At 71.5% G+C, this 13,409-nt stretch carries 12 protein-coding genes; all 12 read right to left on the bottom strand.

Features of this window, described 5'->3' with window-relative positions:
• Positions 1–41: 41 nt before the first annotated feature.
• Positions 42–746, bottom strand: a complete 705-nt coding sequence (locus ACYVG5_RS02725) for a maleylpyruvate isomerase family mycothiol-dependent enzyme (protein ID WP_222046380.1) — start codon at positions 744–746, stop codon at positions 42–44.
• Positions 743–1,570, bottom strand: a complete 828-nt coding sequence (locus tag ACYVG5_RS02720) for a fumarylacetoacetate hydrolase family protein (protein WP_222046378.1) — start codon at positions 1,568–1,570, stop codon at positions 743–745. Before ACYVG5_RS02720 ends, ACYVG5_RS02725 begins: the two co-directional genes overlap by 4 nt.
• Positions 1,570–2,667 carry a cupin domain-containing protein gene (locus ACYVG5_RS02715; protein WP_460682940.1) on the bottom strand — a complete coding sequence of 366 codons (1,098 nt, stop codon included), beginning with the start codon at positions 2,665–2,667 and terminating at the stop codon, positions 1,570–1,572. Before ACYVG5_RS02715 ends, ACYVG5_RS02720 begins: the two co-directional genes overlap by 1 nt.
• Before the next feature lie 279 nt (positions 2,668–2,946).
• Positions 2,947–3,624 (bottom strand): hypothetical protein, encoded by a 678-nt coding sequence (locus ACYVG5_RS02710; protein ID WP_222046374.1) that lies wholly within the window; start codon positions 3,622–3,624, stop codon positions 2,947–2,949.
• 5 nt (positions 3,625–3,629) lie between these two features.
• Entirely contained in the window at positions 3,630–4,790 is a 1,161-nt protein-coding gene (locus tag ACYVG5_RS02705) for an SPFH domain-containing protein (RefSeq protein WP_222046373.1), read from the bottom strand.
• A 23-nt stretch (positions 4,791–4,813) separates the two neighbouring features.
• Positions 4,814–5,716 carry a hypothetical protein gene (locus ACYVG5_RS02700; RefSeq protein WP_222046372.1) on the bottom strand — a complete coding sequence of 301 codons (903 nt, stop codon included), beginning with the start codon at positions 5,714–5,716 and terminating at the stop codon, positions 4,814–4,816.
• The gene (locus ACYVG5_RS02695; protein ID WP_222046371.1) at positions 5,709–8,369 is read right to left on the bottom strand and encodes an ATP-binding protein; all 2,661 of its coding nucleotides are present in this window, start codon (positions 8,367–8,369) and stop codon (positions 5,709–5,711) included. The genes ACYVG5_RS02700 and ACYVG5_RS02695 overlap by 8 nt, the downstream gene beginning before the upstream one ends.
• 133 nt (positions 8,370–8,502) lie before the next feature.
• On the bottom strand, positions 8,503–9,195 hold the full coding sequence (locus ACYVG5_RS02690) for a hypothetical protein (protein ID WP_222046370.1): 693 nt from the start codon (positions 9,193–9,195) through the stop codon (positions 8,503–8,505).
• 31 nt (positions 9,196–9,226) lie between these two features.
• Entirely contained in the window at positions 9,227–9,781 is a 555-nt protein-coding gene (locus ACYVG5_RS02685; RefSeq protein WP_222046369.1) for a tetratricopeptide repeat protein, read from the bottom strand.
• Positions 9,782–10,165: 384 nt separating this feature from the next.
• A complete protein-coding gene (gene larA / locus ACYVG5_RS02680) occupies positions 10,166–11,446 on the bottom strand; it encodes a nickel-dependent lactate racemase (protein ID WP_222046368.1) in 1,281 nt (426 codons plus the stop codon).
• A gap of 62 nt (positions 11,447–11,508) precedes the next feature.
• Positions 11,509–12,372 (bottom strand): SDR family NAD(P)-dependent oxidoreductase, encoded by an 864-nt coding sequence (locus tag ACYVG5_RS02675; RefSeq protein ID WP_222046367.1) that lies wholly within the window; start codon positions 12,370–12,372, stop codon positions 11,509–11,511.
• 59 nt (positions 12,373–12,431) lie between these two features.
• Positions 12,432–13,265: an alpha/beta fold hydrolase gene (locus tag ACYVG5_RS02670; protein WP_222046365.1), complete on the bottom strand. Its 834-nt coding sequence runs from the start codon at positions 13,263–13,265 to the stop codon at positions 12,432–12,434.
• Between the last annotated feature and the right edge of the window lie 144 nt (positions 13,266–13,409).

Below are 13,409 nucleotides of genomic sequence, written 5' to 3'. Positions count from 1 at the left end.
TCAGCCCGCCGAGGCCGGCACCGCGGGCGACGAGGGGGCACTCACAGCCACGCCGCGGGGGTCGGCAGCGGGCCGTCGGCCTGCAGCCCGGCGCCGTCGGAGCGGCCGGTCAGCCAGCCGACGACGTCGGGCAGGGAGCCGGCCACCGCGAGGGAGCCGGTGCCCCACTCGCGGTCACCGGCGAAGACGGCCACGTCGGGCACCTGGTCGCGCCGGTCCCACATCCGGAACACGTCGTCCGCCAGGGCGGCCAGCACGTCCCCGGGAACGTCGGCGAAGTCGAGCCCGGCGGCCAGGTCGACCGCGTGCACCCACACCTCACGGCTGCGCATCCACGGCACCTCCCGGGCCGGCACGGTGCGGCCCTGCGCGGTGCGCACCTCCGCCGACCAGGCATCGGCGGGCAGCGCCCGCATCGCCTGGACCAGCCGCCCGGTGGCCGCGACCACCTCGGCGCGCAGCTCCGCCGGCGCCAGCGCGGCCGCCTCGGCGATACCGGCATCCCGGGCCTCGGGCGAGGCGTACATCGGCGTCTCGACGCCGGTGCGCGCCCAGGTGAGCAGGTTGACCAGCGCGTCGGCGTTGCGGGCCACGTGCGCCAGCAGGTGCTGCCGCGACCACCCGGGCAGCAGCGACGGGGCGGCGAAATCCTCGTCGGTCAGCCGGCCGAGCGCCGTGCCGAGGTGCTGCTCGCCGTCGGCCCACCAGCCCAGGACCTCGGTCGGGACCTGGGGCGGGGCGCTCATGCGCGCTTCTCCGGGACGCAGGTGTTGCGGCACTCGCCCAGCCCGGCGATCGCGGTGGTCAGCACCGCGCCCGGGGTGAGGTAGCGCGGTGGCTTCCGGGCGTGGCCGACGCCGCCGGGGGTGCCCAGCGCCAGCACGTCGCCGGGGTTGAGGGTCAGGATCGTCGAGACGTAGGCGATCGCCGCGGCCGGCCCGAAGACCAGGTCGGAGGTGTTCGCCGTCTGCACGGTGTCGCCGTCGACCGAGCAGGACAGGTCCAGCCCGGCACCGGCCTCGTCGGGGGTGACCAGCTCCGGCCCGAACGGCGTCGTGGCCTCGAAGGTCTTGCCCTGCAGCCACTGCATGGTCCGGTACTGCCAGTCGCGGGCGGTCACGTCGTTGAGCACGGCGTACCCGGCGATGGCCGCCTCGGCGGTTGCCTCGTCGGCGTGCCGCACCGTCGTCCCCACGACGACGGCCAGCTCGGCCTCCCAGTCGATCGCCTCGGACGCGGCGGGCAGCACGACGTCGTCGTAGGCGCCGATCAGCGCCTCGGGGTACTTGGCGAACAGCGTCGGGTGCTGCGGCAGCTCCCGGCCCATCTCGGTGATGTGGTTGGCGTAGTTCAGCCCCACGCAGACGACCTTGCTGGGGCGCGGGACCACGGGGGCGTAGTCCAGCCCGGCCTTGTCGTGTGCCGGGCCGTCGGCGGCCTCGGCGGTGGCCCGCCAGTCGGCGACGGCGAGCAGCTCACCGACGTCGGCGTGCCCGGTCTCCACGGCGCGGTCGCCGTCGATGCGGACGGCGCGGGTTCCGGTGGCGGTGCGGATCGTGGCGAGGCGCATCAGGCGTCATCCCCTTCGGGGGTCAGGTCCTCGGAGAACGAGGTGCGGAGCAGGTCGAGCTTCTCGAACACGGGTGCGTCGGAGAAGGTGAACAGGTCGAGGGTGGACTCGGCCTGCAGGCTGAACTCGGTCCAGGCCGGGACGGCGACGACGTCGCCGTGGGTGAGGGTGCGGGCCACGCCGTCCATCGTGACGGTGCCACTGCCGTCGAAGACCTGCCAGACCGACGACGCCGAGGTGCGGCTGCGGCGGGTGCGCGTCCCGGCCACCAGCCGGTGCATCTCGGTGCGCATCGTGGTGAGCGCGTCACCGCCGGTGGTGGGGTTGCTGTACCGGACCGCCGCATGTCCGGGCTCGACGAGCGTCCCCGGGATGCCCTCGTCGGCGAGCTCGAGCTGGGCGTTCAGCGCGGTGTCGGTGTGCTCCCAGCGGTAGGCCATCAGCGGCGAGCTGGGGCGGGCGCCGACCGCGCCGACCGGGGTCAGGCCGGGGCCGCCCCACAGCCGCTCGGAGTTGGACCGGTCCGGGGTGCGCTTGGTGCGCACCTCCTCGGGGCCGAACTCGAAGAATCCCTGGTCGAGGCCGACGACCAGCGGGATGTCCAGGCCGTCGAGCCACGCCATCGGGGTGTCGGAGACGTTCTGGTGGCCGTGGAAGTGCCAGCCGGGGGTCAGCAGCAGGTCGCCGCGGCGCATCGCGACCGGGTCGCCGTCGACGACGGTCCACACGCCCTCGCCCTCGAGGACGAAGCGGAACGCCGACTGCGAGTGCCGGTGCTCCGGGGCGTTCTCCCGCGGGTTGAGGTACTGGATGGCGGCCCAGAGCGTGGGCGTGGCGTACGGATCACCGGGCAGGCCGGGGTTGCCCAGGCCGATGGCCCGGCGCTCGCCGCCGCGGCCGACCGGCACGAGCTCGCCGCTGCGGGCGGCCAGCGGGTACAGGTCGTCCCAGCGCCACAGGTGCGGAACCGCCCGCGGCTCGGGCACCTGCGGCATGAGGCCCTCGCGGGTACGCCACAGCGGGGTCATCCCGACGGCGTCGAAGTCGCGGTAGAGCTCGGCCAGCCTGGCCTGGTGCTCGGGGCTGTCGAAGTCCACCGCGGCGGGGCGGTGCTCGAGGGCGGTTATGGCAGGTCTCCTCTCACGGGCGTGCGTGCGGGCGGGGACGACGGCCTGCGTCGGCGCGGCGGCACGGACGGGTGGAGCCGGCCCGGATCCGTGGGCAGCGACGCGGACATGCCCGGAACGGTAGCCACGCATTCGTCACCGGACGACACTCACCCCCGGCCGTTCTGCTGTCGAGAACGCGCCTGATCCGCCTTTCGCTCCCGGAGCGGCCCGGACACCCGTTGGGGCCGCCTGCGCCCGCCGCGGAGCTCAGCGATGGGCCACCAGCAGCCGGTTGCGCTCTTCCAGCAGCCCGGAGATCGCGGTCACCGCCAGCAGCGCCTCCGCCTCCGAACCGCCCGGCGCCAGGTCCCGTGCCAGCTGGTCGAGGCCGTAGCGGAGCTGGTCCTCGAGGTCGCTGACGCCGGGCGAGGAAGCGGTCGGGCTGAACCGGAAGGACTCGGCGAGCCGCTCGAGCGCGCGGCGCAGCGCCGGGTCGGACACGGTGCTGCGGTGGGACTCCAGCCGGGCCGCAGCCGCCCGGAGGAAGGCGACCTCCGTGTGCGACCGCTCCACGCTCACGGCCGCGTGGTCGTTCGAGATCGCGATGCTCAGGAAGACGAGGACGAACACCCCGGCCAGCACGATCTGCACCAGGACGGAGACCGTCGCCGGGACGATGTCCGGCGCGAAGACGAGCACCAGTCCGACCACCACCTGGACCATCAGGTAGATCCCCGACACGTACGCCAGCGGGCCGGCGTGGACGGCACGATCCCGGCCGCCGGGCACCAGCCGGGGGCCCACGCCCATCGCGACGTAGGCGAAGGCGGTGAACCCGATCGCGACCCAGCCCTGGGTCTCCGGGTCCCCGGCCGCGACGACGACGGCCGCGTAGATCACCGGCGGGACCAGCCAGGCCAGGAGGAGCAGGAACCTGCGGTTCATGTCGGTCACCCTTCCGCTGCGACGTGCTGGGGAGTGCCGCACTCCGGGCAGAACCTCGCGGCGGCCGCGACCGGCGCCCCGCAGCCGGTGCACCCGCGCACGGCGGCCGGCTGCTGGGCACCGCACTCCATGCAGAACTTCGCCGTCGGCGCGTTGTCGGCGCCGCAGCCGGGGCAGGGCACGGTCGCGGACTCCGCCGGGCGCTCGGCGTACCGGGACGCACGGCTCGGACCCGCGAACGTGGCCGCGGGCGGCGCCGGGGGGTCCAGCGGCTGGGCGAACATCCTCGTCGACATGTCACCGAAGACGTTCCCGGCCGCGAGGCCCAGCCCGACTCCGGCTCCCGTCGCCGCGACCCCGCCGGCGCCGGGGTTGTTGGCCAGGTCCCGCAGGATCCCGGCCGACTGCTGCCGCCCCCAGTCCGCACCGAGGATGCCCATGACGCCCTTGTCGGCGAAGGCCTCCTCCAGCTTGCCGCGGTTCGGGTCGCTCTCCGGGATGTCGACCGATTCCAGGTAGAAGTCGACGAGCCGGATGCCGTAGTCGTCGGCGATCGGGGTCAGGCGCTCGGTGATCGAGCGGGCGATCGCGGTCTTCTCCACGCAGACCTCGAGGATCTCCTGTCCGGAGTCCTTGATGTGCTGGGCGATGGCGTCCTTGACGTGCTGGAGGAAGGCCGAGCGGAAGTAGGAGCCGAGGTCGGCCTCGCTGAGCAGCTGCAGGTTGCTGCCCACCAGCTTGACGAGGAACTTCTTGGAGTCGTGGACCTGCACCGAGTACGAGCCGCGGGCCTGGATGCTCGTCTGGAGCCGGAGCACGGGGTCGCGCATCTGGATCGGGGTGTCGGTCCCCCAGAACAGACCGAGCTTGTGGTCCTTGCTGACGAAGTACACCTGGGCGCTGAACGGGCTGACCCCGCCGGTGAGCCGGCGCCGGATGCTGCCGATGAACGGGTGGTTGTTCGTGTTCAGCGTGTACCGGCCACCGGTGAAGACGGCGACCGCGACACCGTCCCGGACGAAGACCGCCTCCTCGGACTCCGAGACGATCAACTGGGAGTTGTCGTTGAAGTCCTCCCCGGTGAACTTCCAGACGAGCAGCTTCTTGGTTCCGAGCCCCCCGTTCAGGTTCCCCGACTCGTTCTTGATGACGTCATAGATCTTCATGTGGCCTCTTCGTCTTCGATGGTTCAGTTGCGGAACGGCAGATGCCTGATCCCGAGCAGCCCTGCCTGCTCCAGGCGGTGGCGGCCACCGTTCACGTCGAGCTTTCCGTTGGGTTTCACGCCGCCGCTGGTGATGGGGTCGTCCCCCAGGAAGTAGTCGAAGACCCCGGACAGGCGCTGGTGACCGGCGAGGCCGTGGGCGTCGTCGTGGGCGGCGAAGTCGTCCCGGGTGGCGCCGGTGGCGAGAGCGGGCGCGATCGTGTCGTCCCACCGCTGCACGGCATAGGCGACGTCCTCGGGAGGAGCCGACTCCCGGTAACCGAGCACGGGGTTGTCCGTGAAGTCGAAGTCCTCGACCGCGCCCAGCCGCAGGCCGCGCGCGCTCAGCTGCTCGGCCAGCGCAGCGTTGTCCGGCGCGTTGCGCAGGTCGGTTCCGGTGCCGTCGTCGCCCTGGACGGCGTCCGCGGCGGCAGCGTCGGCGCTGTCGCCCGGCGGCACCGCATCCTCGACCAGCGCCTCGTCCACGGGCACCTCGTCCACCGGCATCTCGTCCACCGGAGCCTCGGCGACGTGATCCGCGGCGCCGTCATCCAGCGGCTCCTCGAGCAGCGCCGCCTCGTCGGACGCGGCGTCTGCGGGCAGCCGCTCGGTCTCCGCGGACGACGGCTCCTCCGTCAGTTCCCAGCTGGTGCCCGCAGCGTCCGCCTCGGTCGCCTCGGGCGGGTGCTCGTCCTCGTGCAGCTCGACGACGTCGCCCTCGGCCCACGGCGACGGTTCCCCGTCCAGGTCGCTCCGGCCGTCGTCCTCCGGCAGCGCCGCGACGTCGGGGACCGACTCCAGCGCCTCAGGGGCCTCCGGCGCCTCCGGGGCCTCCGGGCCGGCGGACGACCACTCCGGGGCCGACGAGGTCGGCTGGGCGTCAAGCACCGACCGCCACCTCCTTCCGGCCTGCCTGCAGGGTCGCCCGGATGACACCGTCGGGCAGCGGGATGCGGGTGTAGTACTTGACGAAGCGGAGGAAGTTCAGCCGGATGGCCGAGGCGAGCTCGGTCGAGTAGTCGAGACCGGGGGGCAGTTCCGCCCTGATCAGGGGATCGATCCGGCGGTAGACCCGCTGGAGCTCCTCGACGCGCGCGGACTCGGTGGTGAAGTGGGCGAGGAAGACCCGCCGGGCGATCTCCCTGCTCATCTCGTTCAGCGAGACGTCCCAGCTGTCGAGGTACGCACACTCCCGGTAGGGGATGAGGAGGTCGGGGTTGTCCCGCCAGTAGGTGAGGGTGCGCGCGATCTCCTCGTCGGACACGAAGACCCGGATGCCGCGCTCGGACCGGGCATCGGGCAGCGTGACCTCTTCCGGCTCCTCCAGCCGCTCGTAGAACAGCATCGCCTGCCCCGGGCGCAGCCGGGCGAGCCGGGTCTTCTGCACGTCCGCCATGTTCGTGCTCTGGGCGAAGATCTCCTTGTCCTCGGCCTCCACGAGCCGGAAGCCGACCTTGATGTTGGTCAGCGCGACGATGTCGCTGGATACCTTCCGGGGCGACTGGTCCGCGATCACCAGGCCCACCCCGTACGAGCGCAGCTCGGCCAGCATCCGCCGCAGCAGCGCCTTGGCGATCGCGGCCGGATCGGCATCGCCGTGCTGGGAGCCCCGTTCCCGGGCATCGAGCAGGACGTGCGCCTCCTCGAGCAGCAGGACGTTCTTCAGCTTGCCGTCGCCGGCGAGATTGCCGTTCACGTAGCTCATGACGTTGAGCAGGAGGAGCGCGATGATCAGCGCCTTCTCCTCGGGGTTCTCCACCGCGGCCAGCTCCACCACGGTGGGCTTCGTCATGAGGTCGGCGACCGGGATCGTCTGGTAGTTGTCGAACAGGCGCACGAGGCTGTTGAGCCGGACCTGCCCGGCCCGGCCGATGTTCTGCGCCTCGCCCACGTAACCGATCCGCTCGAACGTCTCGCGGAACACCGCGAGGAAATCGAGCATCCCGAACGTCTCGCCCGGGTCCGCCGTGGTGTAGGAGTCGAACCACCGGTGCTTGGAGTAGGCGTTGGCGATCGCCTCCTCGAAGATCCGGTCCAGCGGTGACGCCATCGTCACCGCGGCGGAGAACGCGGTCTTCAGCGTCGACTTGTAGCTCTCCAGCCGCACGTTCTCCGGTGGCGTGAAGGGGTTCATGATCAGCGGGGAGACGGAGTTCTTCCCCGGGGTGAAGATCTGCAGGTCGGGGATGGTCTCGATGAGGGCGCGGTACTCGGTCTTGGCCGGCTCGATCACCAGGAACGGGATGCCGTGCTCGCGCCACAACTGGTCGAGCATCCCCACGATGAAGGTCGTCTTGCCCGACCCGGGGGTTCCGGTGACGAAGGCGTGCTTGGCGAGGTCGTCGCGGTTGAACCCGATCGACACCCGCCGCTGACTCGAACTGAGCGCGCCCACGTGGATCTCGCTGCCGCCGACCACGCCGGTGCTGAAGTTGCGGCTCGCCCGGACGGTCTCGTTGACCTCGAACCCGGCGCCGACGCGGGAGTTGGCCAGGGGCAACCGGAAGACCTCGGCGGCCTCGCCCGCGGTGAGCAGGAACGGCAACCGGCAGAAGGCCGGACCCGGCATTCCCCCGGGCCAGGCGTCCGGGCCGCTCGACCGCTCCTGCAGGACCTCGTTGACCCGCCAGGGCAGGCCGGCGACACCCCGGTAGGCGGGCAGCAGCTCGCCGGTGACCTCCAGGATCCGCGGGGTGAACGACTGCGCCGACGAGACGGACGCGAGGTGGCTGGAGACCCGGCTCGCCACCACCGATGCCGAGACGCGGGGGCCGGTCACGACGATGTTGAACAGGAACAGCGGGCCCGCCTTGTGCCGGTCGTAGTACTCGTAGACCCGGGCGCGCTTGGCGGCGGAGAGCAGGCTGACCTGGCCCAGCGTCTGGTCCGCGACACCGGAGCCCAGCATGTGGAGCGTGGTGCTCGTCTGCTCCACCGCAGCCTGCTCCGCGGCCGAGAGCGCGGTCGGGATCAGCTGGACCGACACCGTGCACCCGGGGTGCTCCACCATGGCCCCGGCGATCCGGCTCAGGTCGCCGGTGGCCTCGGGCAGGCGGTCGAACGCCAGTACCCGCGGCAGGACGGCGTTCTGCAGGTCGTCGACCCACGCCTCCTTGACCAGGGTCAGGATGCGTCCACCCGGTTCGGGGGCCACCACCTGGGCGTACGTCTCGGCGGGGACGACGGCATGGTCGAAGTCGCCGGCGGCCAGCGCGGTGAGCACCAGGGCCTGCATCTGCTCCAGCCGCGCCCCCGCCTCGGCGCGGTCGCCGCCGATCATCCGGCCGATGAGGAACAGCCGGACGTCTGCCGCGTGCGGCTGGTCGGCGACCTGGCGGCTGGCCCACAGCAGCTCGATGCAGCACCCGCTGTCCAGATCGGAACCCGGGTAGCACATCTGGTGGATCTCGACGAGCAGCCGGGCGAAGTCCTCCTGACTGCGCTCCACGACGTCCGAGACGTCGCCGTCGTCGGCCAGGACCGTCACATGCGGGATGCGCAGGACCTCGACGACGAAGGTGCCGACGACCTCACCGCTCACCAGGGATGCGTAGGCGGGGGCAGATCCCGGACCCTGCACCATCTGCGGCCTGCTCCCTCGGACGACGTCGGGTAGGTGGTCCCGGTCGGGCCGGGTGCGGCACCGTGCCGCACCCGGCCGGACCGGGCAGTGATCAGACCAGCGACTTCTTCTCGCGGATCAGCTGGCGAGCGCCCTGCAGGGACCGGGTGACCTGGCCCTCGTCGCGGATCGCCGAGGTCACCGAGGTGCCACCGGAGGTGGTGAGCTTGAACAGCTCGAGGTTCACCGTCTTCGAGCCGCCCCCGACCTCGGAGACCTTGATCGAGTCGCTCGCGGTGGAGATCGAGACGACGTCGCGGTAGAAGTACTCGTCGGTCTGCTCGCTCACCCGGCCGTCTTCGACCAGCGAGAACTGGAGCTTGTAGGAGTACAGCTGCTGCTCGCTGAACAGGAGCACCACGCCCTCGTACCGAGGAGTCCGGAAGACGCCGTCCTTGCCGCGCTTGACCGTCTCGTTCCGAAGGACGTAGCCGTCGATGAGCAGCGGGTCGATGACCTTGACCTGGTCCTCGTCCAGCCCCAGCTTGGCGATCGCGCGCTGCTGGGACGAGCGGACGACGCCCATGGCCGCGCGGTCGATCTCCTCGTCGGTGGGGCGCCCGGCGAACTGGAAGTAGATCAGCGCCGCGCCACCGGCGAGGATCAGCAGGCCCACCACCTTGCCGGCACCCGGCCCCGCGATGAGCACGAGCAGACCGACAGCAGCCAGGACGAGGCCCGGCTTGAGGCTCATCGGCTTGAAGTACTTCTGGTTCTTCTTGTAGTCCAGATCCACGACTGGCACCTTCCGTTTCTGATGGGGAGTTCGAGCGGACTCAGTGGGACGTGAGGGAACCGAACGGCAGCGCCGCCGGGTTCACCCGCAGCAGGTCGAACAGCAGACGAACGTCCTCATCGGTCACGTGCTGGGCGATCGCCTGCTGGAGGAGATCGGCCCAGGAAGGTGAGCAGTTGAGCGACTTGCGTTCGTAGTAGTCGTACCGGAGATATGCGAAGAAGTACGAGTAGATGCCCCGGTCCTCGAGCTTCAGCGCGGCCTCAATGTAGGCCTCGGCCGCACGAATGGTGGCCAGCGGCGTGAGAAAGGCTTTCTTTCCACGCAAAAGGGTGATGGCTGCGTAGAAGTACGTCTCGCTGCGCTCGAGGTCGTCGTCGATCGCCGCCTCGAAGCGCTGCTGGGCCTGGTCATAGAGCCCCAGACCCAGGTAGCACATGCCGAGGGACAGGGCGATCCCCGGATCGCGGGGCTGTTCCGCGAGCGCGTCCTGGTAGGTGCGGACATGCGCCTTGAGGTCGCCGGGAAGCAGGTCCCGAAGGCTGGACAGGGAACTGATGATGACCTGACGACCGCAGTATTGGCAGGACGCCATGTCGGTGGACCAGGGGCCACCGCAGCCGGGACAGGTCAGGTCGACGACACGCTGGATGATTGCCCCCCGTAGGTCACCACCGGACTATTGATCACCCGCGCTGATTGCGGGATGCCGGGGAACTCGCAGGAAAGCTAGCAATGCCCGCAATGAGCATCAAGAAGCGAAACGCGGTGCGCGTGTGATCTGCGTCACAGCCATTCTGGTGACCCTCGGTGGCGGCCAAACCAACAAGAACACCACGAGCCACACCTTCCCCATCAATGATCCGAAATAACCCCACCCGAATGGGTGACAGGCCGCGCGTTCCCGCCGGAACGGTGCGGATCCGACGCCCACGGTCGGTGCACCCGCCCCGTCACTGAGCGTCAGTGCGTGCTCGGGTCAGACGGTGCCGCGGACGTAGGGGATGGTCTGCGGGCCCTCGGGGAGCACGCACACCCGAGCACCCGGGCCGGCCTTCTCCACCGCCTCGGCGACGGTGGCGGCGATGTCGTCGGTCTGCGACAGGTGCGCCTCGGCCAGCTGGTCGTCGGACAGGTAGGAGGTGTGCATGACGACGCGGTGCGCGGCCTGGATGCGGGCCTGGATCTGCACCTGCCACTGGTCGGCCACGGTGACCTCGCGGGCGCCGATCAGCTCCAGCAGCGCCTCCGGGGAGGCCGCCGAGGTGAGCACCTCGCGGTAGGAGCCGTGGTCGGGGAACCCGTCGACGCACTCGGCGGCGCAGACGATCAGGCCGTCGGGCCGGGTGACCTGCGCGGCGGCCGACATGCCCTTCACCGACTGGTAGAGGTTCTGGTCCAGCGGATAGCCCGAGCCGGTGGTGACGACGACGTCGAACGGCGCGTCGACGGCGGCCATGGCGACCTCGCGGGCCTGCTCGATGGCTGTCGCGTGCATCTCCAGGATGTCGCCGCCGAACGCGCTGATGACCTGCTGCTCCATGTTGAGGATGACGTCGAAGGCGTACGTGACGCCGCCGGCGCCGGCGGTGATCGCCCGGACGTCGTCGTGCACCGGGTTGCCCTGGGTGACGCCCCAGGTGGCCCGGGGGTCGCCGATCCGCTTGGCGTCGTGCAGCACCAGCACGGTGTCCAGTGCGGCCAGGCCGGGGGCCACCATCTTGGGCCCGCCGGAGAACCCGGCGAAGAAGTGCGGCTCGACGAAACCGGTGGTCAGCCGCACGTCGGCGTCGACCCACTGCTCGTTGAGCCAGACCGGCACCCCGTCGCCGTAGGTGCCCACGAACCGGTGGGTGTCACTGGCCCGGGCGTCGTGGTTGACGATCCGGACCGAGTCGACGACGGCGTCGCCGAACATGGCCCGTAGCTCGGCCTCGGTGTTGGGCCGGTGGGTGCCGGTGGCGACCAGCACCACGATGTCGTCGAGGTCGATGATGCCGTCGAGCTCCTCGAGGACCGCCGGGATCATCAGGTCCCGCGGCTGGGCCCGGGTGATGTCGCAGGCCGAGATCGCCACGGTCTGGCCGCGCTGCACCCGCTCGCGCAGCGGCGGCCCGGACACCGGCTCGCGCAGCGCCCGGAGCAGCTCGGCCGGGACGTCGGCCGCCGCGGCGTGCGGGACCGGGGTGATGACGGCGGCGTCGTCGGGAAGGTCGACGGTCAGCCCGTCACGGCCGTAGGCCAGGGTCACCTGCTGCATGCCGGTCTCCGGAGCTGGTCGGGTCGGTCGGACGTCGTCGTCCCCCTGGGCGACGGTAGTGCTCAGCCGGCCGGCGCGCCGCCGGCGGCGGGACGGCCCGGCAGCGGCCGCATCGCGGTCGCTCCCCCGTCGACGGTGAAGGTCGCGCCGGTGACGTAGCTGGACGCCGGGGAGGCGAGGAACAGCGCCAGCCCCTGCAGCTCGGCGGGGTCACCGATCCGGCCGAGCACCGTGGCCGAGGCGAACGCCTCGGCCACCTCCGGCTCGCGGATCCGGCCGCCGGCGATGTTGGTGCGGATGGAGCCGGGGGCGATGGCGTTGACCAGGATCCCGCGCCGGCCGAGGTCGGCCGAGGCCTGGTGCACCAGCGCGACGACGCCGGCCTTGGCCGCGGCGTAGGCGTAGCCCACCATCGGGTCACCGGCCAGGCCGGCGATCGAGGAGGTCACCACCACCCGGCCGCCATCGGCCACGTACCGGGCGGCGGCCTGCAGGGTGGCGAAGACACCGCCGAGGTTGACCTGGATGACGCGGTCCCAGCGGGCCTGCTCGACGGCGGTGAGCTGGCCGTCGGGAGTGGTCGGCCCGGGGCCGGCGGACATGCCGGCGTTGGCGAAGACGATGTCGAGCGTGCCGTGCGCCGCGGCCGCCTCGCGGAGGGCGGTGTCGACGGCGACGGGGTCGGCGACGTCGACGACGGCGCTGCGGACGTCGGCGCCCTGCGCGGCCAGCCGGGCCATCTCGCGGGCGACCCCCGCTGCGTCGGCGTCGGCGAGGGTGACCCGCGCGCCGCAGGTGGCCAGCACCTCGGCGATGGCCAGCCCGATCCCGCTGGCCGCGCCGGTGACGACGGCGGCTCGGCCGCGGACGTCGAAGAGCCGGTCCAGCACCGCCGCGCGGTCCTCGGGCTGCGCTCCCCCGGTCACTCGCGGCCACCGAGACGGCGCCCCGGGCATCGCGCTCGTTCGGTGTGCACTGGCGTTCCTCAGTCGCGCCGCACGGACCGGGCAGTGGCCGGCCAGACGGAATCAGTCCGTGCGAAGAAGTCCGTCGGCTTCTCCACGTGCGGCAGGTGCCCGGTCCGCGGAACGATCTGAAGCTCTGCATGTGGGATCGCACTGGTCCAGGACCGGGCGTGGGACAGCGGGATGATCCCGTCGAACTCGCCCCAGACGACGAGGACGGGTTGCTCCAGAGCCGCGACCCGCGCAGGGAGGCCGGCATCGTGGAGGTCGGGACCCAGCCGTCGAGCCGTCCGGCTGTTCCGCACCTGACGGGCGTGAGCGGCGGGGTCGTCCTCCGGCAGGCGGACCGCACGCGCCGTGGCGGCCGCACGCACATCCGGCTCGAAGTAGGTGAGCGCCACGGCCTCCGCGGCACCCAGGTCGGACAGGCGCGGACGCGGCTCCTCCGCCGGCATTCCGGCCGGGTCGATCAGGACCAGTCTCGAGACGCGCACCGGCTCCAGCAAGGCGAGTTCCGTGGCGATCCAGCCGCCGAACGAGCAGCCGACCACCGTGGCCGACTCCACACCGAGCTCGTCGAGGAGTCGGGAGTAGACGGCCGCGACGTCGGCAGGCGAGTCCACCGACATGTCATCGCTGCCGTTGAAGCCCGGGTGATCCGGCCGCAGCACCAGGTGATCCTTGGCCAGCTCGCTCAGCGGCGGGATCCAGCCGCCCAGGTCACCGACGCCGTGCAGGTACAGGATCGCCGGCCCCGCGCCTGCGCGCAGCATCCGGATGCGGTGGCCGGCGATGTCCACGAACGTCTCCGTGACGTCCCGCGACACGTGGTGGAGCGGAGTTGCCGAGCTCATCGTGCTCCTTCGACGTGGAGGGCAGCCGGATCGGGCAGCGAGTCTAGCCTTGATCTTTCGTGATCTTGTCGGGGTTCATGATCGTCGGGGTTCTGAGCCCGCGTGGGCGTGAGGATGACATCGGGGTGTGACGGTTCGCCCGAG

The organism is Modestobacter lapidis (genome assembly GCF_054780755.1).
The sequence above is the reverse complement of the archived record's forward strand: the minus strand, read 5'-3'. Positions and strand labels throughout refer to the sequence as shown.